The sequence below is a fragment of the Streptomyces sp. 4F14 genome (genome assembly GCF_048159485.1).
Classification (GTDB): Bacteria; Actinomycetota; Actinomycetes; order Streptomycetales; family Streptomycetaceae; genus Streptomyces.
In genome coordinates, this window is sequence record NZ_JBLRVY010000004.1 from 32,714 (window position 1) to 52,506 (window position 19,793).

At 72.2% G+C, this 19,793-nt stretch carries 19 protein-coding genes and 1 pseudogene; 7 read left to right on the forward strand and 13 right to left on the reverse strand.

Going from position 1 to position 19,793, the window contains the following annotated elements:
• Positions 1 to 101 precede the first annotated feature (101 nt).
• A complete protein-coding gene (locus tag ACLZOT_RS07140) occupies positions 102 to 1,523 on the forward strand; it encodes a hypothetical protein (protein ID WP_416967893.1) in 1,422 nt (473 codons plus the stop codon).
• Here ACLZOT_RS07140 and ACLZOT_RS07145 read toward each other — a convergent pair.
• The 3 genes and pseudogenes from ACLZOT_RS07145 to ACLZOT_RS07155 all read right to left on the reverse strand — a co-directional run bounded on the left by ACLZOT_RS07145 (position 1,506) and on the right by ACLZOT_RS07155 (position 4,092).
• A complete protein-coding gene (locus tag ACLZOT_RS07145) occupies positions 1,506 to 1,916 on the reverse strand; it encodes a VOC family protein (RefSeq protein WP_416967894.1) in 411 nt (136 codons plus the stop codon). The two genes, ACLZOT_RS07140 and ACLZOT_RS07145, sit on opposite strands and share 18 nt — an antisense overlap.
• Before the next feature lie 70 nt (positions 1,917 to 1,986).
• On the reverse strand, positions 1,987 to 2,886 hold the full coding sequence (locus tag ACLZOT_RS07150; protein WP_416967895.1) for a hypothetical protein: 900 nt from the start codon (positions 2,884 to 2,886) through the stop codon (positions 1,987 to 1,989).
• 68 nt (positions 2,887 to 2,954) lie between these two features.
• A pseudogene (locus ACLZOT_RS07155) lies at positions 2,955 to 4,092 on the reverse strand (erythromycin esterase family protein).
• Between the two features lie 58 nt (positions 4,093 to 4,150).
• On the opposite strand from ACLZOT_RS07155, the gene ACLZOT_RS07160 reads away from it, so the two are divergent.
• A complete protein-coding gene (locus ACLZOT_RS07160; RefSeq protein ID WP_416967896.1) occupies positions 4,151 to 4,888 on the forward strand; it encodes a TioE family transcriptional regulator in 738 nt (245 codons plus the stop codon).
• 23 nt (positions 4,889 to 4,911) lie between these two features.
• Here ACLZOT_RS07160 and ACLZOT_RS07165 read toward each other — a convergent pair whose 3' ends face one another.
• A complete protein-coding gene (locus ACLZOT_RS07165) occupies positions 4,912 to 5,790 on the reverse strand; it encodes an NADP-dependent oxidoreductase (RefSeq protein WP_416967897.1) in 879 nt (292 codons plus the stop codon).
• A 91-nt stretch (positions 5,791 to 5,881) separates the two neighbouring features.
• Between ACLZOT_RS07165 and ACLZOT_RS07170 the strand changes: the two genes are divergently transcribed.
• On the forward strand, positions 5,882 to 6,271 hold the full coding sequence (locus ACLZOT_RS07170; RefSeq protein WP_416967898.1) for a MerR family transcriptional regulator: 390 nt from the start codon (positions 5,882 to 5,884) through the stop codon (positions 6,269 to 6,271).
• A gap of 96 nt (positions 6,272 to 6,367) precedes the next feature.
• A complete protein-coding gene (locus ACLZOT_RS07175) occupies positions 6,368 to 8,602 on the forward strand; it encodes a zinc-dependent metalloprotease (protein ID WP_416967899.1) in 2,235 nt (744 codons plus the stop codon).
• Here the strand turns inward: ACLZOT_RS07175 and ACLZOT_RS07180 are convergent.
• The 6 genes from ACLZOT_RS07180 to ACLZOT_RS07205 form a co-directional block, all read right to left on the reverse strand.
• On the reverse strand, positions 8,599 to 10,284 hold the full coding sequence (locus ACLZOT_RS07180; RefSeq protein ID WP_416967900.1) for a sugar-binding protein: 1,686 nt from the start codon (positions 10,282 to 10,284) through the stop codon (positions 8,599 to 8,601). The two genes, ACLZOT_RS07175 and ACLZOT_RS07180, sit on opposite strands and share 4 nt — an antisense overlap.
• Before the next feature lie 128 nt (positions 10,285 to 10,412).
• Entirely contained in the window at positions 10,413 to 12,329 is a 1,917-nt protein-coding gene (locus ACLZOT_RS07185; RefSeq protein ID WP_416967901.1) for a hypothetical protein, read from the reverse strand.
• A gap of 207 nt (positions 12,330 to 12,536) precedes the next feature.
• Positions 12,537 to 13,366, reverse strand: a protein-coding gene (locus ACLZOT_RS07190; protein ID WP_416968310.1) for an IS5 family transposase whose coding sequence is annotated in 2 segments (ribosomal slippage) — positions 12,537 to 13,030 and positions 13,030 to 13,366 — 831 coding nt in all. Because the reading frame shifts where the segments join, the coding sequence is not laid out codon by codon here.
• Positions 13,353 to 13,856: an ABC transporter permease gene (locus ACLZOT_RS07195; protein WP_416967902.1), complete on the reverse strand. Its 504-nt coding sequence runs from the start codon at positions 13,854 to 13,856 to the stop codon at positions 13,353 to 13,355. The genes ACLZOT_RS07190 and ACLZOT_RS07195 overlap by 14 nt, the downstream gene beginning before the upstream one ends.
• Entirely contained in the window at positions 13,853 to 14,089 is a 237-nt protein-coding gene (locus ACLZOT_RS07200; protein WP_416967903.1) for a hypothetical protein, read from the reverse strand. Before ACLZOT_RS07200 ends, ACLZOT_RS07195 begins: the two co-directional genes overlap by 4 nt.
• 88 nt (positions 14,090 to 14,177) lie before the next feature.
• Positions 14,178 to 15,503, reverse strand: coding sequence for an RNA-guided endonuclease InsQ/TnpB family protein (locus ACLZOT_RS07205; RefSeq protein WP_416967904.1), 1,326 nt, complete (start codon positions 15,501 to 15,503; stop codon positions 14,178 to 14,180).
• Between the two features lie 23 nt (positions 15,504 to 15,526).
• Between ACLZOT_RS07205 and tnpA the strand changes: the two genes are divergently transcribed.
• On the forward strand, positions 15,527 to 15,958 hold the full coding sequence (gene tnpA, locus ACLZOT_RS07210) for an IS200/IS605 family transposase (protein ID WP_416967905.1): 432 nt from the start codon (positions 15,527 to 15,529) through the stop codon (positions 15,956 to 15,958).
• 92 nt (positions 15,959 to 16,050) lie between these two features.
• Here the strand turns inward: tnpA and ACLZOT_RS07215 are convergent, their stop codons facing one another.
• Complete coding sequence (locus tag ACLZOT_RS07215) at positions 16,051 to 16,608, reverse strand: ABC transporter ATP-binding protein (protein WP_416967906.1); 558 nt, start codon at positions 16,606 to 16,608, stop codon at positions 16,051 to 16,053.
• Positions 16,609 to 16,656: 48 nt separating this feature from the next.
• Between ACLZOT_RS07215 and ACLZOT_RS07220 the strand changes: the two genes are divergently transcribed.
• Entirely contained in the window at positions 16,657 to 17,280 is a 624-nt protein-coding gene (locus ACLZOT_RS07220) for a TetR/AcrR family transcriptional regulator (RefSeq protein ID WP_416967907.1), read from the forward strand.
• On the opposite strand, the gene ACLZOT_RS07225 is transcribed toward ACLZOT_RS07220, so the two are convergent.
• On the reverse strand, positions 17,246 to 18,037 hold the full coding sequence (locus ACLZOT_RS07225; protein WP_416967908.1) for a helix-turn-helix transcriptional regulator: 792 nt from the start codon (positions 18,035 to 18,037) through the stop codon (positions 17,246 to 17,248). The two genes, ACLZOT_RS07220 and ACLZOT_RS07225, sit on opposite strands and share 35 nt — an antisense overlap.
• A gap of 128 nt (positions 18,038 to 18,165) precedes the next feature.
• Between ACLZOT_RS07225 and ACLZOT_RS07230 the strand changes: the two genes are divergently transcribed.
• Positions 18,166 to 18,870, forward strand: coding sequence for an SDR family oxidoreductase (locus ACLZOT_RS07230; RefSeq protein ID WP_416967909.1), 705 nt, complete (start codon positions 18,166 to 18,168; stop codon positions 18,868 to 18,870).
• 178 nt (positions 18,871 to 19,048) lie between these two features.
• Here ACLZOT_RS07230 and ACLZOT_RS07235 read toward each other — a convergent pair whose 3' ends face one another.
• On the reverse strand, positions 19,049 to 19,762 hold the full coding sequence (locus tag ACLZOT_RS07235) for an alpha/beta fold hydrolase (RefSeq protein WP_416967910.1): 714 nt from the start codon (positions 19,760 to 19,762) through the stop codon (positions 19,049 to 19,051).
• Positions 19,763 to 19,793 lie beyond the last annotated feature (31 nt).

The following is a 19,793-nucleotide window of genomic DNA, read 5'->3' on the forward strand; positions in this document are numbered from 1 at the left end:
GTGATCGCGGTCTCTTCGGGGGCTCGGGGCTCTGACGGGGCGTCACCGAGGCGGTCCGGGCGGGGAAAAACCGGGTGATCCGCAGGTGGGAGTGGGGCACGATGCGTTCCGTGGACGACGATGCTGTGATGCGGGGGCTCGCGGCGAATCCCGCGTTGCCGGGCGAGCTGCTGGAACGGTTGATCGAGCGGGCGCGGGACGACGACCTCGCCGAGATCCTCGCCGAGCGGGACGATCTGAGCCGGGCTCAGGCGGACATCCTGGCCGCGCGGGACTCGGCGCGGTGGGCGCGGAAATTTGCCGATGAGCCCTTCTGGCGGCACCGGAAACGGATGTCGCGCGCTTCGGAGGTGCCGGAGGAGGAAGCCGCGCGGCTCGCCGGGGACGCCGATGTGTGCGTCGTCGCCGAGCTGGCGTGGGAGGCATCAGCGGAGGTGGCGGCCGGGCTCGCCCGGCATCCCCACGCCGATGTGCGGATCGCGGTGGCGCGGAATCCGCGGACGCCGGTGGAGGAGCTGACGATGCTGGTCACGGGGGTGGGGTTGCCGGCGTTGCGGTGGTGCGAGGTCTGCGAGCGGGAGGAGACGCCGTACGTCCATCCCGCCGACTGTCCACGGCCCGACTGCGAGCTGTCGCCCGGGGCCGCTTGCGACGGGACCCACCAGTCGTCCCTCCGGCAGATCCTGCACTCGGTCGTCGGCAATCCGAGTACGCCCGCCGACGCTGTGGTCGGGTTCGCCGGTCATCCGGACTTGTCGGTCCGGTGGCGGATGGCCGAGCGGGGCGACATGCCGCAGGAGGTGTACGCGCGGCTCGCGGGGGACGCGTACGCGGGTGTGCGCGGCGCGGTCGCGCTGAATCCGGCGATCGGGGAGGCGGTGGCCCGGGTGCTGGCCGGGGACGCCGATGTCTCGGTGCGGCGGGATCTCGCGCACAACCCGGCTGTGCCGCTCGACGTGCTCGTCCCGCTCGCCGGGATCGCCAAGGTGGGCAAGGAGCTGCTGCCGAGGATCGCCGCCGCGAGTCCTGCCGAGGTGGTGGAGCTGGCGGCGTCGGCGGACGCGTCGGTGCGGGTGCTGGTGGCTCACCGGACGGATCTGCCGGCCGTGGTGCGGGACGCGTTGGCCGTCGATCCGGACGCGAAGGTGGTGAAGGCCGTCGCTCCGCATCCGGGGTTGTCCGAGGGGCAGTTGAGGGGGATGGTCGAGCGGCACGGGGTGCGGGTCGCCGCGCGGGTGGCGGTCAATCCCGATGTGCCGTGGGGGCTGCTGGAGGAGCTGGCGCTCCGGGCGACCCCGGTGGCGAAGGTGCTGCGGGTGGTGGCGGCGCGCGGCGATGCGACGCCGACGGCGCTGATGGCGTGTCTCGGGGAGGTGCGGGCGCGGCGGGTCGCCGCCGCGCATCCCGCTCTGCCCGTGGACGTCGTCGTGGGGCTGCTCGGGCATGAGGATCCGGATGTGGTGGAGGCGGCGGCTGCCAATCCCTCGCTGCCGGTCGACGTGATGCTACGGCTGCCGGCGTGAGGTGAGGACGTCCAGGTAGTGGCGGTTGTGCATGATGCCGAGGACGTTGCCGAAGGGGTCGACGACCGAGGCGCCGGTGAAGCCGTCGCCGAACTCGCGGAGGGGTTCGTGGAGGGTGGCGCCGAGGGCGAGGAGGCGGGTGAGGGCGGCGGCGGGGTCGTCGACGTGCCAGTACGTGACGGCGCCGGCGGCCGGGGTGCCGGTGTGGGCGCCGAGGGTCGACGTGAACCGGGTGTCCAGGAGGCCCAGTTCGTGCTGGTGGTCACCGAAGCGGTACTCGGCGTACCCCGGGCGGTCGAAGTAGGGGGCTGTGCCGAGGAGTTCGGTGTACCAGCGCTTGGCGGCGTCGAGGTCGGGGGTGTGGAAGCGGACGGTGGTGACGCCGCGCAGCATGGGGGCTCCTTCGGTCGGGTTTCTGTGGCCGTGCCGGAGAAGGTAGTTCGCGTCTAGGTCAGGTTGTGGCCTAGAGGGGGCGCCAGGCGTTCTCCTGGCCGGGGATCAGGCCGCTGCGCCAGAACAGGGTGCCGCCGATCAGGCCGGGGCGGTCGCGGGTGGCGAGGGCGGGGTTCTCCAGCATGTCGGCGGTTTCCTCCAAGTACGTGACCAGGGTGTCGAGTTCCTCGTCGTACACGTCGTTGTAGAGGGACCAGCTGCGCAGGAAGCCCGTCTCCGTGTCCAGGTACATGCCGGACGTGGTGTCGTGCGGGCCGTGGGAGACGACGGGGATCCAGGTCGGCTTCCACACGGTGACGCGGTCGTCCTCGGCGCGGCCGGTGTTGTGGGCGTCCTCCTGGGCCTGGGTCTGCATCCGTCGCCGGTGGTGGGTGACCACTGCGTCCAGGGGCATCAGGGCCATGTTGTGCGGGAGGCAGCCCGCGTCGTCGCCCGCGGTGAGCAGCCACAGGGTCTGGAGTTCGACGGGGACGCGGGTGCCGAGGTCCGTGTCGAGGACGGCGCCGGGGCGCAGGGCGGCGTACGAGTCGGGGGCGTTGTGCCGGAGCCAGGTGGTGATGCGGTGCCAGGCGTCGGCGATCTGGCGGGCGGTGAGGGCGTCGGCGGCGGGGTCGGTGGGCGGGGTCGCGGGGTGCGGTGCGGGGGTGGGGGGTTCGGCGGGGGGTGTGGCCGGGGTGACGTGGCGGATCTCTATGCGGTCGGGTTCGCGGAGGTAGCCGATGGCGAGGGCGGGGCAGTCCTCGATCATGCCGTCGTCGAGGTGGACGGTGAGGATGCCGGGGAGGTCCGAGGGGGTGCCGAGGTCCGGGTCGTCCGCCAGGCGGCCGGCGACGGCTTTGAGGGCGTAGGGGACGCCGGCGCCGTGCCGGGCGGCGCTCTCGATGACGGACGGGGGGATCTCGACGTTCACTGCTGCGGCTCCTGCTGGTCGGGCGGGTGGGGGCGCCCGACCACAGTACGTACCGCGACCGCCTTGTTTCAGCGGGGAGTTCGAGGGACGTCCTTGACGTACACGAGGGCGTCGATGTCCGGCAGGTGGGCCGGGTCCAGGGGGGGCGTAGCCGAACCACGGGGAGACTCGGCGGGTGCGGGTGCCGGTGACGTGGGCGGGCGCGATGACGTACTGGTCGTGGGGGACGTCGTACAGGATGCCTTCCAGGGTGTCCGGGGGCGGGGTGCCGACGCCCTGGTGGTGGAGGGTGCCGAGGGCGGTCGCCGCGAAGGCGTAGGCGTCGCCGAGGCGGGCGGCGGTGAGGGCGCCCGCGCTCCACCACTCGGCCCTGCCGTGCCAGGTGTCCATCGAGCTCTTCGCGCGCTGGAGGTGGGAGTTGTGGGCGTGGACGAGGACCGGGCCCCGGTCGGCGAGGGCGAGGAGGTTGTGGGCCATCGTCGCGTCGCGCTCGGCGCACAGGCGGGTCATGCGGGCGGGGGTGGGGTCGGCCATCCAGTGGTGGTAGCGCAGGAGGGCGGTGGCGGTGCGGGCGTACAGGTGGGCGCGCTCGCAGTGGGGCCGGTGGTGGAGGAGGGCGGTCATCTCGTCGGCGAGCAGGCGCAGTTGCCGGGCTTCGGGTGAACGGCCTGTCGATGCGCCCGGGTCCGGCATCGCGGCCTGGTCGGTCCATCGGTCGTCGGGGCCGAGGAGGTGGTCGAGGTCGTCGGTTTCCAGGGCGAGGTGGGCGTGGAGGGCGGTGAGCGGTTCGCGGGGGCTCTGCGCGTGGGTGATCTCGAAGGGGCCGTCGATGCCGGCGAAGCGGACGTGTTCGGGGGCGGGGCGGGTCGCGTTGCGGGCGCGCATCCACCGGACGAGGTCGCGGTTGGCGCGGGCGGCGCCCCAGCCGTGGCTGAAGCCGTGCGCCAGGACGTCGTCGAGGGTGCCGGCGCCGGTCGTGATGTGGTCGTCGACCAGGAGGGCCTTGAGGCAGTCGCTCTCGATCGCGATCGTGCGGTAGCCCTCTGCCTCGACGAGCTGACGGAAGACGTCGTTGCGCAGGTCGAGGAGGGTGTCCTCGCCGTGGGTGGGTTCGCCGAGGGCGAGGACTCTGGGGCGGGTGGGGAGGAGGTTCATGAGGGCTCGCGCCTCGACGGGACGGGCGGCGTCCTCGATGTCGGTGACCATGCCTTCAACGGTATCTTTGAACTTTCAGTGGAGACTTCTGCGAGATACAGGCGGGGATATGGGACGGGACCTTCAAACGGGTGGGCAGCTGCGGCCGGTCGATCTGGCGCGGGCGCACGGGCTGTCCACGCAGGCGGTCCGCAACTACGAGGAGGAGGGGATCCTGCCGGCCGCCGGGCGGACGGTTCACGGGTACCGGATCTATACGGCCACGCACGCGCGGGCGCTGGGGGCGTTTCTCGCGCTGGTGCCGGGGCACGGGCATCGGACGGCCACGGCGATCATGCGGGCCGTGAACTCGGGCGCGGTCGACGAGGCGCTGCGGCTCGTCGACGGGAGTCATGCGCAGTTGCTGGAGGACCGGTCCACGCTGGAGGCCGTGGAGGGGGCGCTCGGGGACCTCACGCCGGTCGCCGAGTCCGGCGGGGTGTTCATCGGGGTCCTGGCCGGGCGGCTCGGGGTGCGGGCGGCGACGTTGCGCAAGTGGGAGCGGGCCGGGCTCGTGCTGCCGGTGCGGGACGCGGTGACCGGGTACCGGGTGTACGACGCGGGCGCGGTGCGGGATGCGCGGCTGGTGCATCAACTGCGGCGCGGGGGTTATCTGTTGGAGCGGATCGCGCCGGTGATGGAGCAGGTGCGGGCGGCGGGCGGGGTGGAGCCGCTCGGGGAGCTGCTGCGGGAGTGGCGGGGGCGGCTGGGGGTGCGGGGGCGGGCGTTGCTGGCGGGGGCGGCGGAGTTGGAGGGGTATCTGCGGGTGCTGGAGGACCGGGCGGGCCTCCAGCACGCGGCGGAATAAGTCACCCCCGGGCACCGGCCGGCTCAGAAGGTGAGCAGGACCTTGCCCAGCACTCCCCCGGCCTCGAACCGCTCGTGCGCCGCGCGGACCTGGTCGAGGGGATGGCGGGCGGCGATGCGCAGCCGCAGGTCGCCCTTGTCGATCAGGGCGGCGAGGTGGGCGAGGTGGGCGGCGTTCTCCTGGACGTAGCTCTTGGCGGCGCCGGGGACGTCGGGCAGGGGTTCGTCGGCGATCGAGATGTAGCGGCCGCCGTCGGCGAGGAGGTGCCCCGCGTCGACCCCCGCGGTGTCGAGGACCGCGTCGTAGGGGGTGGCCGGCAGACCGTCGAGGGTGTGGGTGACGTGTACGGCGCCGAGTGCGTGGGCCTCGGCGTGGTGGGCGGGGCGGGAGACCAGGGCGTCGACCTCGGCGCCGGCCAGGCGTGCGAGCTGGACGGCGAGGCCGCCGACGGCTCCGGTCGCGCCGATGACCAGGAGGCGGGCGCCGGGGGTGAGGGCCGTCTTGTCGAGGGCCTGGAGTGCGGTGACCCCGGCGAGCGGGAGGGCGGCGGCGTCGGTGAGGGGGATGCTGGTGGGGGCGTGGGTGATCAGGTGGGCGGGGAGGGCGACGAGTTCGGACCAGGTGCCGCGCGCGGTGGCGATCTGGGCGGACAGGGCGATGACCTCGTCCCCCGGACCGAAGGGGGTGCCGTCGGCGGTGACGACCGTGCCGGCGAGGTCCCAGCCGAGGGTGGCGGGGAGGGCGGGGCCGATGTCGAGGGCCCGGGTCTTCCAGTCGACCGGGTTGAGGCTGCTCGCGGCCGTGCGGACCAGGACCTCGCCGGGGGCCGGGACCGGGTCGGGGACCTCGCGGACGGTGAGGACTTCGGGGCCGCCGTGGCGGTCGATCCGTACTGCGCGCATGGTGCGTACTCCTCGGGGTGGGGTCGGTGTGGCTCGGCCCCGACGCTAGACTCTGACATCGGTGTGAGAGTCAAGCGGAGGGGGAACGCCGGTGCGTATCGGGGAGTTGTCCCGCAGGACCGGGGTCCACGAGCGGCTGCTGCGGTACTACGAGGAGCAGGGGCTGCTGTGTCCCGCGCGCCGTCCCAGCGGGTACCGGGAGTACACGGACGACGACGTCGACACCGTCCGCCGGATCCGCTCCCTGCTCGCCGCCGGGCTCAGCACCTCGACGATCGGGGCGATCCTGCCGTGTCTGCGGGACACGCCCGGCGGGCTGGTGCCGACGTGTTCGGATCTGGTGGCCGATCTGCACCGGGAGCGGGAGCGGATCGCGGGGTCGATCGCCGAACTCCAGGCGTCTTTGGGGGCGTTGGAGCGGGTCATCGCGGCGGCGCCGCCGGAGGTCACGCGCCGGGCGCTGGCCGCGCTCGGCGGGTGAGCGGGGCCGTACGGCGCTGGGCGTCTTTCAGGTGCACGTGTTATGGCGCCCGGTGCTTTCCACCGCCGGGCGTTTCTTCGCAGAAGGGTTTCCTCCATGTCCGGCTTCCTCGATCTCGTCCCCGACCCCGAGGGGCGTGTGCTGCTGGGCATCCGCCGGTTCGACGAGCCGTTCCTGCTGACCGTGTCCCTGTCGCAGGGGCTCGGCTCCAGTGAGCTGTGGCTCGACCGGGGGCGGGCGGGCAAGGCGCGGCTCGTGGAGTTCCGGCGGGTCGGGGACCGGGTCCTGTTCGCCGTACGCAACAAGCATTTCCTCAGTACGGGGGATGCCGCCGCCGTGCGGGCCGGGGCGGAGTCGTTCGCGGTGTCCGTCGTGTGGAGCGGGCCGGTGCTGCGGGAGGAGGGCGGGCTCGTCGTCGTGGATGTCACGGGGCTCGCGCTGTACGACCACGACCGGGTCGCCGAGCATCTCGCCGAGCGGGAGCAGGGCGAGTACGTCCTCGACGCGCCGACCAGCGTCGTCCTGGCCCCCTCCGGGTCGCCGGGCGGGGTGCGGCTGCCGGCGCTGCTGACGTTCCGGGGGCCGGGCCGGGGTGCGGCGGTGCGGGCGGTGGCCGCCGATCCGCGGGCCCTGAGCGTCGTCCAGCAGCTCAACCTCGTGCCGCTGCCCGCCTCGCCGCTGCCCGCGCGGAGCTATCACCCGGCGTCCGGCGGGTACGGCGTCGGCTACGTCGATCACGGGCTCGGCGGACGGCAGGTGAAGGTGCAGCCCCGGTTCCGGGTGGGCGAGGGGGCAGCGCCGGTCGTGTTCCAGGTGGATCCCGCCGTGCCGGAGCCGCTGCGGTCGGCGGTCGTCGAGGGCGGGAACTGGTGGCGGGAGGGGTTCGCGGGGATCGGGCTGCCGGAGGCGTACCGGGTGGAGGTCGGGGGCGCGGACTTCGATCCGTACGAGCCCGGGGTGAACGGGGTGGTGTGGGTGCACCGCGCCGGGCGCGGGTGGTCGCTCGGGCAGGGGCTCACCGACCCGCGGACCGGGGAGGTGCTGCACGCGCGGGTACGGCTCGGGTCGCAGCGGGTGGAGCAGGTGCGGGCGCTCGGCGAGGCGCTGCTCGCGCCGTACGGGCGTCCCGACGAGGCCGAACGACTCGCCGCCGTCGAGGAGTTGGTGCTCGCGCGGATCCGGCAGCTCGCGGCGCACGAGATCGGGCACGCGCTCGGCTTCATGCACAACTACGCGAGCACGACGCACTTCCGTCCGTCGGTGATGGACTATCCGCACGCCCGTATCGGCGTGAACGCGGACGGCACCCTCGATCTGGGCGACGCCTACGCGACCGGTCTCGGGACGTGGGACCACTACCTGGTGCGGCACGCGTACGGCGACCTCACGGACGGTCAGCTCGCCGGGCTGCGGGAGGAGTTCCGGCATCTCGCGTACGTCACCGACGAGGACGGGCACGAGCCCGGTGCCGCGCACGCCGACGGGGTTCCGTGGGTCACCTCGGGGGACGCCCTCCCCGCGCTGGAGCACATCCTGCGGGTCCGGCGGATCGCGCTCGCCGGGTTCTCGCGGGGTGTGCTGCCGCCCGACCGGCAGACCGGGGAGCTGGAGGAGCGGGCCGTGCTGCTGCATCTGCTGCACCGGCACGAGATGACCGCCGTCGCGCGGCTCGTCGGCGGGGTGCGGTACTCGTACGGGGTGGCCGGCGACCGCGGGGCGGGGACCCATGCGGTGGAGGCGGGGGTGCAGCGGGAGGCGTTGGGGCGGCTCGCGCGGTTGTTGCGGGCCGAGGAACTCGCCGTGCCGCAGAGCGTGTTGGGTGCGCTGACGCCGCCCGCGATCCGGTACGAGCGGACCAGCCAGTACTACGACACGGCCGCCGGGCGGGTCTTCGACCCCTTCACCGCCGTGCGCGTCGCGGCGACGCTCGTGACCGGAGCCCTGCTGGACCCGGCGCGGCTGAATCGGGTGGCCTGGCAGCATGCGGCCGATCCCGGGGTGCCGGGGGTGGCCGAGGTCGTCGGTGCCGTCCTGTCGGCCACCTGGGGGCGTACGGACGCCGTGTCCGTGGACGTGTTCGCGGGGGCGGCCGTGCAGGACACCGCCGACTGGACCGTCCTTCAGCACGTCCTGCATGTCCTTGCCGGGGACGGGCTGCATGCGGCCGTCCGGGCCGAGGTGCGGTCCGTGCTGCGGCGGTCGGTCGTGGAGTGGGGGCAGGGGGACGAACGCCTGCGGGACGCCGCCGAGTTGACGGCGTCGTTCCTGGCGGATCCCGCTTCCGTGCGGCTCGATCCCCTGCCCCGGGTGCCGCCGGGGGCGCCCAACTAGCCTCTTTCGGCGAGCCGTCGGGCCTGGGCCAGGGATGCCGGGGAGTCGGTGCTGCGGGCGGCCTCCGTGGGGATGCGCGGGGGTGTCCGGGGCATCGGCGGTGGGGTGTAGCCGGGGAGGCGGGCCGTTCCCCACACGTACGGGTCGGCCTGGGGGCTGCCGTACGGGGACCAGGCCAGACGGGTCTGGCCGGTGCGGTCGGCCGTGTCGGAGTCGTAGACGAGGATGTTGAGGGCGAAGCGGTCCGGGTCGGGGGGTGCGGGGAGGTCGGTGAGGGGGATCCTCGCCTCGATCGTGTAGCCGTGGGGGGTTGTGTGCGCGGCCAGTCGGAGGGGTGCCGGGCCCTGGTGGTTGTCGGCGTCCCGTTCCGCTGACGGGTGTCCGTGCGGGGAGGTGCGGGGGACGATGCCGGTCTTGAAGGTCGTCGAGGTGTCGTCGGCGTCGCCTCGGGGGTCGATGGCGATCTCCACGGAGTCGGTGCGCCAGTGGCGTTTGACGTCGTTCTCCGCGAGGGCGGCGCCCGGGCGGTCGTCGTGGACGCGGATCAGGACGTACAGGTCGTCGCCGTGGCGGGCGAGTTTCGCGGTCGCGGAGCAGTCGTTCGCGGTGGTGGTGTCGCCCTGCCAGTGGGTGAGGCGGAGTTCCGGGCCGGGGTATTCGGTCTCTCCGCCGTTCAGGGTCGGGGGGTGGGTGACTGCAGGGATCGTGGTCGACGGGCGTCGCGGGTAGGCGGGTTGGGCGTTGTTCGCGAGCCAGGGCAGGCCGATGCGGTGGGTCCAGTCGCGGAACTCGGCGTACAGGGGGCGGAGTTCGGGCTGCCGGTGGACCGGCGCCTCGATGGGCTTCGCATCCTCGGCCAGGACCGTGAACCAGTCCGAGTCGAGGTGGGCGGGGTCGGAGGGGACCTCGGGGGGCAGGGTGGTCCAGCCCTGGGTGCGGTAGGCGCGGGAGGCATGGCGTTCGGCCTGGGCCCAGGTCGTGCCGTGTTCGCGGGAGGGGGTGCCGGACCAGACGCCGATCACGGGGAGGCCGGTGGCGGGGTCCGTGCGCGGGGTTCTGGGGGTGTCGGGGCCCAGGAGGTGCTGGAAGTTCGCGTTCTGGGTGAGGAGGCGGCGAGGTTGCCAGGGGGCGAGGTCCGGGGTGGGGAACGCCGTCGGGTCGGCCGCCTTCCAGAACGCCTCGATGGCGAGGCGGGCGGAGAGCTGGTGGGCGCCGTGCTGGCCGAAGGGGCGGGGGTCCATGGTGACGACGGTGTGGGGAGTGGTTCGGCGGATCAGGTGGACGATGCCTTGGAGGGTGTCCTGTTCGTTCCAGATCCTGGCAGTCAGGGGGGCCGAGAGCGTGTACCAGAAGTCGGGCTTGTCGAGGTAGTAGACGTTCTCGATGCCCGCGTACGCGGTTGCCGTGCGCTCCTCGGTCTCCCTGAGCAGGCCCAGCTCCGCGCCCTCCTCCGGGCCTGTCGCGTTTCCGCCGCCCTCTCCTCGGGTGACCGTGAGGATGGCGGTGGAGAGGCCATGACGTTCTCGCCATTGGCCGAACGTGGAGAGGTTCTGGGCTTCGTCGTCGGGGTGGGCGCCGATGAAGAGGATGTCGGTGTGGGCGGGGTCCTTGCGAGGGATGGCGGCCAGGGCACCTGTGGCCAGGGCCGCGGCGAGAAGGGTTCGGCGTCGTACGGAGCGCATAGGGGTCCTGTGTGCGGGTGGGGGCGGACCCGCACGGTAGCGCCCTTATGGTGCGGAAGGCCGCACTTTACGTTGTTTCACGTGAAACATGCAGAAAAGCGACCCCAGGGCTTCCGCGGATGGGACGGTCAGCGTTGCCCTGTCTCAAGGAGTTCGGTGACCGCGTCGCGGATCGCTTCGTCCTCGGTGAAGGAGCGCCAGCCGGAGAAGTAGTGAAGGCGGTGGTCGTTCGTGGGAACGGTGTCGAGGAAGTCCGGGGTGTGGCCCATGCGGGTCAGGTGGCGTACCGCGGCGAGCATGACGGGGAAGTAGGTCCCGTCCGGCAAGTCCCGTACGACTGCCGCGAGTACGGGGACCGTGTTGTCCGTGTCGCCCGTCGCGGACCACAGGGCGTGGGCGGCCTCCACCTGGATCCAGGTATCGGTGGCGGTGACCAGGGGACGGAAGCGGTCTGCGAGGGGGGCTGCGTGAGGGCCCAGGTCGGCGAGCCTACGGAGGGTGGGGTTCGTGAGGTTCTCCGCCGTTTCCAGGAGGGGGGTCGGGTCTCCGGATGTCTTCCAGTAGGCCCAGGCCGCCAGTTCGGGGTCGTCCCCGGTGCGCGTGCGCGACAGCAGGCGCGCGCTTGCTTCGCGGGCGTGTTCTCCCATCGCCGCCAGGGCTGTTGCCGCCGAGGTCCAGCGGTGGCCGTCGTCCAGGAGAGGGAGGAGGTGGGGCAGGGCCGGGTGTGCGGCGGGGCCCCAGGAGGCGAGTACGTCGCACAGGCCGCGTGGGTCGTCCGCCGTCGCGAGTCGGGTGGTGATCGCCGACAGCAAGTGGTCGGCGTGGTCCGGGAGTCGTGTGAGGACTTCCTGGAGGGAGGGGAGAGTGGGCTGGTGGCGCAGACCCGAGAAGTGCATGCCGCCTCTCCAGGTCAAGCCCCGTCTCGTGCCGGTGATGTACTCGGTCAGGGCCGGCAGGCAGCGTGGGTCGTTCATGCGGGCCAGCGCCCACACGGCCGCGCCGCTGACGGTCTCCGCGGTGCGGGTGGTGCGGGCGGCGGTGTCGTCGAGGAGGTCGGCGATGTCGTCGGCGTACCCCGTGGCTGCCGGGCCGAGGCAGGCGAGCAGGTCCACGGCGCGGTAGCGGACTTCGGTGACGGGGTCGTCGAGTCGTCGTGCGATCGCCGGGAGCAGTGCGGCCGTCGGTGAGCGCCACTGGGAGAGCAGGTCGCCCGTCTGGGCGAGGCCGCCGATGCGCTGCTCGTCGTCGGGGTGGTCGGCGAGAAGACCCAGGGCGTAGGCGGGGGACGCGCCGGGGAACAGGTCGGCCGTCCAGCTCTGGACGCCCCGGGCACCGATGGCGATCGAGGAGGTCTGCCGCCAGAGTTCCACGCCGGGATCGCGTACGGCTTCCAGTACCTGGGGCAGGCGGTTCGCGGCGAGGTCCGGGGTGCCGGGCGCCAGAGCGTGCAGAGCCGCCAGGCGGAATTGAGGGTGGGGCGCGTCGAGTTGTTCCCGTAGGAGGGTTTCGGCTTCGTCGTGGTGGTCGCCGGTCGGGGCGCGACGGATCGCCCGGCCGAGGGCGAGGGTGAGTTCGAGGCCGGCCCCGAGGTCGGTCTCGGTCTGGCGGCTGTGCAGGAGGGCGGGGAGGAGGGCGGCTCCTGGGGTGGTGCACGCGCCGATGACGTCGGCCGCGGCACGGCGGATCTCCGGTTCGGGGGCGGCGAGCAGGGCCAGGATGTCGGGCAGTGCCTGGTCCCAGGCCGGTGGCCAGGCAGGGGCCAGGAAGCGTCCGGCGACCCGGCCCGCCTCGGCGGCCAGCAACCCGATTACTTCGAGGATCGTCAGGCGGCAGGAGACGTCCGGGTCGGCCGCGAGGCGTACTAGGAACGGGAGGGCTGCCGGGGCGGCCGGGCAGATCCAGCCGCCTTGGTGGAAGAGCAGGTTGAGCAGGTCGTCCGCCGCTTGCTCGCCGTCCGGTCCCGCGCATCGGCGCAGGAGGTCCGGTACGTCCTCGGCGGATCCGTAGTTGTGTTCCAGTGCCGCCCAGTCGATCTCTTCCCCCATGCGGGGGACCCTACAGGGCGACCATCCGCCCGCTGCGGCCCCGGAGCCGGACCGAGGCGAGGGCGCCGAAGGCCGCTGTCATCGCGAGGAGGGCTGTGCGGGTAGTGAGGACTGTGTGGGTGTTGCCGGAGAGGGCGGCTTTGAGGCCCTGGGAAGACCAGTACGCTCATGGTGCGGGCCAAGACGCCTAGGAGTTGTCTTCAAATGTCACGCCCACATCAGGAGCGATGCGAGGGTGACGGCTGCTTGGTAGGACTCGGCGGTCTTGTCGTAGCGGGTCGCGATGCCGCGCCACTGCTTCATTCGGTTGAAGCACCGTTCCACCACGTTGCGCCGTTTGTAGAGCTGCTTGTCGAACGCCGGCGGACGCCCGCCGCAGCTGCCGCGTCGGAGCCGGTTGCGGACCTGGTCGGCCCGTTCGGGGATGGTGTGTCCGATGCCTCGCCGCCTGAGCCAGGTCCGGATGGCCCTGGAGCAGTAGCCCTTGTCGCCGAGGACATGGGCGGGCCGCGTGCGGGGCCGGCCCGGGCCGGGGCGGGGCACCCGTATCGCTTCCATCACGGCGGTGAACTGGGTGCAGTCGTTGGTGTTGCCGCCCGTGACGGTGAAGGCGAGCGGACGCCCCAGGGAGTCGCAGGCCAGGTGGATCTTGCTGGTCAGACCGCCCCGGGATCGCCCGAGGGCGGGGCTGCGAAGCCCCCTTTTCGGGCCCCTGCGGCATGCTGGTGGGCCCGCACGACGGTGGAGTCGACCGACACCAGCCAGTCGATGTCCCCGGCCGCATCCGCGCGAGCCTGGGCGGCCCGGAGCATCCGCTCGAAGGTGCCGTCCAGCGCCCAGCGCCGGAAACGCGTTTGCAGCGTGGCCCACGGGCCGTACCGCTCGGGCACATCCCGCCAGGCCGTGCCGGTGCGGAACTTCCACACAATCCCGTTGAGCACGGTGCGGTCATCCAGCCGCTTCCGCCCCTGCAAGGACCCAGGCAGCAGCGGCCGGACGAACTCCCACTCGGCATCGGTCAGTTCATGACGACGTATCACCCGACCATGATCCACTACTCAAGATCATTTGAAGACACGCCCTAGGAGGGCGCCGAGGGGCAGGAGGGTGGTGCTCCAGGTGAGGAGGACGGCCGGGAGGAGGGTGGGGGATGTGGAGGGCGAAGAAGTAGACGGCCGCGGCGATGATCAAGATTTGTTGGGTCAGGAGGGCGGCCAGGACCGGGAGGGATTTACCGGCCAGGAGTTCGGCGGGGTGCAGGGGGGTGCTGCGCAGGCGGTCCCAGGTGCGGGCGAGGCGTTCGGTGAGGATGGCGCTGCCGGAGAGGCTGAGGGCGAGGAAGGAGAAGGTGACGAGGGTGCTGATGACGGCTTGTTCGGTGCCTGCCTGCGGGCCTTGCGCGGAGACGTAGAGGGGGCGGAGGAGGGTGAGGAAGACCAGGGGGAGGATCAGGCGGCTGAGGAGCGGGCCGGTTTCGCGGAGCATCAGGAGGGTCTTGTGGCGGACGAGGACGACGAGGCGGGTCATCGGGCCGTCGCTTCCAGGGAGCGGTAGAGGTCGTCGAGGCTCGGGCGGCGGATGTCGACGGTGACAGGGGTGCGGCCGGTGGCGAGGAGGGCCACGAGGTCGGCGGCGGGGGTCCGGGGGGCGCTGTGGTCGGGGCCGGTGACGAAGGTGACGCGGAGTGCGCCGGGGAGGCCGCGGGTGAGGGCCTCCTGAGTGCCCCGGGCGATGACGCGCCCTTCGCGGGCGAGGGCCAAAGTGGCGTTCAGGTCGACGAGTTCGGGGAGGTAGTGGGTCGTTTGGAGTGCTCTCCTCCCTTCGCAAGCTCAGGAAGGAGGTTCCCGTCTACCTTGCGGTGGCGGGCTTGACGCCACGGGTGCGCCTTACGACTGCCCTCCCGGCAGCCGGGATCTCCATGGTGTGGCCGATCCGGTACAGGTGCAAGACGTTCCGGGCTCCGTTGTGGTCAGCGTTGCCGGTCCATCCGCAGTCGGGGTTCTTGCACACGAACAGTTCCTGGGTCTCCCGGCTGCCGGAGGTAATGAACCCGCAGGCTGAGCATCGCTGGGAGGTGTACGGGGCGGGGACCTTGATGAGAGTTCCGCCATGGCGGGCGGTCTTGTACGTCAGCATGGTCACGGTACGGCCCCACGCCTCTTGGGCAATGGACCGGTTCAGGCCGGACTTCTGCGCGACGTTCTTCCCGGGATTCTCGACGCTGCCCTTGGCGGACCTGGTCATGTTCGTGATGTGCAGGTCTTCCACCACGATCACGCCGTACTGACGGGCGAGGCTCGTCGTGGTCCGGTGCTGCCAGTCGGTGGCTCGGCGCGTGGCTCTTGCGCGGAGCTGCCGGATCTGGTCGTAGGAGCGGTGCAGCCGGTTGGAGGTCCGCTCCTTGGGCTTGCGGAAGCTCTTGCGGTGCGCGGCCCGCTGCTCCAGGCGGAGCAGCTTGGCCTTCTCCTCCTTGTTCAGCCACTTGTCCCGGTCGGCGCTGCCGTCCGGGAGGCGGGGCGGTCGGCCGTGGTCCTGGTGGTTGCCGTCCGAGAGGGCGAGGGAGATGTTGACTCCGGCGTCGATGCCGACCTCGGGGCCGGTGTGCTCGGCAGGCTTGCGCTCCAGGGCGGTAACACGGAAGGCGATGTGCCAGCCCAGGGAGTCCTTGACGAGTCGGGCGCCGGTGATCCGGTTGTCACTGTTCGCGGCTTTCCCGACCGGGAGATCCCTGGTCCAGCGGAACCGGATGCGTCCGACCCTGGGAATGTTGACCATGCCCCACCGGCGGTGCACCCGCTTGATGTGCAGGTCCCGGCCCTGGGGGATGTCCACGGACATCACCGACCGGACACGGGACTTGAACGCGGGCTCCTCGGCTCGGCCTTCCCAGCAGTTCCTCCACGCCCGCATGTACGTCTTGAGTACCGCCTGCGTGGCCTGCGCCGGGAGCACGCCGAGCCAGTCGATGTCCTTGCGGGCCTGCCGGAGTGTCTGATCCATGCGGGTCAGAGACCTGGTGCACTTCGGCGTCATCGACCACAGGTTGTGCAGCAGGTTCCATGCCGCTCGTGCGGCGTGGGCCTGCGCGTCGATGGCCTGTTCCTGTGCAGGGGTCAGCGCCAGGCGGGCACGGTGCCCGAACTGCCGCTTTTCCCATACAGGTCGGCTGCTCACGAGCACAGCCTATCATTCGGCTTATGTCACCGAGATGGAACCCGAATCCCGACGTGCGCACGGGAAGACACGTCGTCTACAACCTTCACGCCCACTTGGTTTTCGTCACCAAGTACCGGCGCGGGGCGTTCACCGACGAGATGCTGACGCGCTGTGAAGAGATCATGCGGGAGGTGTGCGCGGACTTCGAGGCCGAGTTGAAGCAGTTCAACGGCGAGGAAGACCACGTCCACCTGCTCGTGCACTACCCGCCCAAGGTCCAGCTCTCCAAGCTGGTCAACTCCCTCAAGGGCGTCAGCTCCCGCATCCTGCGCAAGGAGTACGACGCCCACGTCCGCAGGTACCTGTGGGGCGGACACTTCTGGTCCGGCTCCTACTTCGCCGGATCATGCGGCGGCGCACCGCTGACCGTCGTCCGCCAGTACATCGAAAACCAGAAGCGTCCCGTGAGGTGAGGCAAACAGTGCCGGCCCGTGCAACAGCGCGGGTCAGAGCAGTTTTGAGATGGCCTTCACCCCCGGCGTAAACGCCGGAGCACTGGCCAATATCAGAGGTAGACGACGGCGGCCCCGGCGGCGGCGCGTGCCTTCACCGCGTCCAGCAGGGCCGCACGTGTTTCGGGGTCAGCGCCCGCGGTCGGTTCGTCCAGGAGGAGGAGCGGGGGTGAGCCGACCATCGCGGTGGCTGCCTGGACGCGGCGGCGCTGGCCGCCGGAGAGGGTGGCGGTGGGGCGGTCGGCGACGGCCGTGAGGTGGAGTTCCTCCAGGACGCGGGTGATCTCGGCGTCCCGGCGGCGGCCGCGCAGGCCGGCGAGGCCCGCGAGGAGGCGGACGTTCTCCCGGGGGCTGACGGTGCCGTAGAGGGCCAGTTCCTGGGGAGCCGCGCCGATCAGGTGCCGGGCCGCACGCGGGGTGGCGTGCGGGCCGATGCGGAGGTGGCCCGCGTCGGGCTCGGTCAGGCCGGTGACGGTCTCGACGAAGGTGGTCTTGCCGGCGCCGTTGTGGCCGATCAGGCCGACGATCTCGCCGGGGGCGACGGTCAGGTCGAAGCCGTCGAGGGCGCGGCACGGGCCGTAGGACTTCACCAGGCCGGTCGCGGTGAGCATGTCTGCCTCCAAGGACGTATACGCCGTATACGTCTACACTGTAGACCCATGACGGGCAGGCGGGAAGAGATCCTGGACGCGGCGCTGGCGATCGCCGACGAGCGCGGCCTCGAAGCGGTGTCGATGCGGGCGCTGGCGGAGCGGGTCGGGGTGACGCCGATGGCGTTGTACCGGCATGTCAAGGACAAGGCGGCGCTGCTGGACGGCATGCTCGGGCGGCTGCTCGTCGCGCTGCCGTCGGGCGCGGTCGAGGAGCGACCCTGGGACGAGCGGCTCGCCGCCCTCGCGCACGCCGTCCGGGAGGTGACCCGGCGTCATCCGTGGGCCGCGCAGCTCCTCTTCTCCCGGCCCGCCGTCACCCCGGACGCCGTGCGCGCGGTGGACCTCATCTACGCGGCCCTCATCGAGGCGGGGGTGCCGGAGCCGGAGGTGCCCCGGCTGGAGCGGCTGATCAGTACGTTCGTGATCGGGTTCGCGGCGTCGGAGGCGTCCGGGCGCTTCTCCCCCGGCAGCGTCGACCCGCGCGGGCGGCGGGGTCAGCTTCCCGAGGGCGACCTTCCCGCGCACGGCAGGCTCGCGCCCTGGCTGGACCTGCCGCTGGACCTGACGGCCGAGTTCGAGGCGGACCTCGCGGACATCAGAGGGCTGGTCGAAGCCGTCGCAGGGCGGTGACGCTATCGGGTTCGGCCTGGTAGACGACGAGTTGCTGGCCCGGGGCCTCGCGTACGTCGAAGGACTGGTAGGTCAGGGTGAGGGGGCCGGTGTCCGGGTGGTGGAGGTGCTTCGTGCCGGACGTCTTGCCGCGCACGGTGTGGGTGCGCCACAGGCGGGCGAAGTCCTCGCCGAGCGTGCCGGCGAGTTCGCGCAGGCGCGGGTTGCCGGGGTCAGGGCCCGCCGCCTCGCGGAGGTGGCCGACGACGGACTCGGCCGTGCTCTGCCACCGCGTGTGCACCTGCCGGGCCGCCGGGTCGAGGAACGTCATGCGGGCCAGGTTGTCGAGGCGCTCGAAGGGTGAGTAGAGGGCCCTGGTCAGGGCGTTCGCCGCGAGGACGTCCAGGGTGCGGTTGACGACGAACGCCGGGGTGTCCAGGTGGGCGTCCAGCAGGCGGCGCAGGGCGGGGCTGACCCGGTCCGTGGTGGGGGTGAGGGTGTTCGGGGTGGTTCCGGCGAGGCGGTGCAGGTGGGTGCGGGCCTCGGGGGCGAGATGCAGGGCGCTGCCGAGCGCCTCGACGACCTGGGGCGAGGGGCGGCGTTCGCGGCCCTGTTCGAGGCGGGTGTAGTAGTCCGCGTTCATCCCGGCCAGCACGGCGACCTCCTCGCGGCGCAGCCCCGCGACCCGGCGCATGCCGTGGCTCGCCATGCCGACGTCGCCGGGGCCGAGGGCCGCTCTGCGCGCGCGGAGGAACTCCCCCAGGTGGTTGCCGGTCATGCCTCCAGGTTAGGGCGCGGCGCGGGCGCGTGCCTGGGTGTGCCGTACCCAGGCAACGGCCGTCCTGGTTCGCCCTGTTCACACCGTCCAGAGTCGTCGGCGTACCCCACCGGACAGGAGTCATGGGCATGAAGGTCGTACTGGTCACCGGCGCCAGCAGCGGGATCGGGGAGGCGAGCGCGCGGCGGCTCGCCGCCGACGGGCACCGGGTGTTCCTCGGGGCGCGGCGCGTGGACCGGCTCGAAGCGCTCGGCAAGGAGATCGGGGCCGCGTACCGGCGGCTCGACGTGACATCCCTGGACGACGTACGGGAGTTCGTGGACGCCGCCCGGGAGCGGTACGGGCGGGTCGACGTCGTCGTCAACAACGCGGGGGTGATGCCGCTGTCACCGCTGGACGCGCTGCGGGTCGCGGAGTGGGACCGGATGATCGACGTCAACGTGCGCGGTGTGCTGCACGGGATCGCCGCCGCGCTGCCGGTGATGCGGGAGCAGGGGGGCGGGCACTTCGTGAACGTCGCGTCCGTCGGGGCGTACGAGGTGTCCCCCACCGCCGCCGTGTACTGCGCGACAAAGTTCGCCGTCCGCGCGATCTCCGAGGGGCTGCGGCAGGAGAGTGCCGGGGGTGTGCGGGTAACCCTCGTCTCCCCCGGGGTGACCGAGTCCGAACTCGCCGACGGGATCGCGGATCCGGTCGCGCGGGAGGCGATGCGGACGTACCGGGCGGTGGCGCTGCCCGCGTCGGCGATCGCGGAGGCCGTCGCGTACGCCGTGTCGCAGCCGGAGGGGGTGGATGTGAACGAACTCGTGGTGCGGCCTCGGGTGGTGGGGTGAGGCGGGGGGCCGGTGGGGCCGGTGGTGCACGCGGTGTCGTGCGCACGACTGGCGCAGTGGCTGAGCCATTTCGCCACGGCCGCAGGCAGAGTGGCTGAGCCACTTCACCACCGCATCAGGCAAAGTGGCTCAGCCAATCCCCACCACCACCGGCCCAGTGGCTCAGTCGCTCAGTGGCTCAGCCAGTCGCCTCGACCGCCTCGCGGATCACCGCCGCGATCTCCGCCGGCCGTGACACCGCGACCGCGTGGGAAGCTCCGGTGAGTTCCGTGGTCCTCGCGCCCGCGCGGTCCGCGCCGAAGCGCTGGACGTCGGGGTTGATGGCCTGGTCGGCGTCGGCGACGACGGCCCAGGAGGGCTTGGTGTGCCAGGCGGCGGTCGTCGCCTTCTCGTCGAAGACGGCAGCGGCCAGCGGGCGTTGGGACACGGCGAGGACCGACGTCGTGGCGGCCGGGACGTCGGCGGCGAAGATCTCCGGGAAGGCGTCGGCCTGGATGGTGACCTCGGTCGCGGTGGCCCCGTCCCCCGTCGGGTACGACCATTCCCGCAGGTTGCTCACCAGCGGCGCGAGCGGGAAGCGCCCCTGGAGTTCGCCGAGGCTCTCGCCCTGCTCGGGGACGTACGCGGCGACGTACACAAGGCCGACGACGTTCTCGCCGGCCCCCGCGACGGTGATGACCGCGCCGCCGTAGGAGTGGCCGACGAGGACGACGGGGCCGTCGGTCTGGGCGGCCACGGACGCGATGTACGCCGCGTCGGAGGCGAGGCCGCGCAGGGGGTTGGGCGGCGCGATCACGGGGATGCCGTGGCCGCGCAGCTCGGCGACGACGCCGGACCAGCTCGCCGCGTCGGCGAAGGCACCGTGGACGAGGACGGCGGTGGGGGTGGACATGGTGATGTCTCTCCTGGAGGTCGAGCGGGGT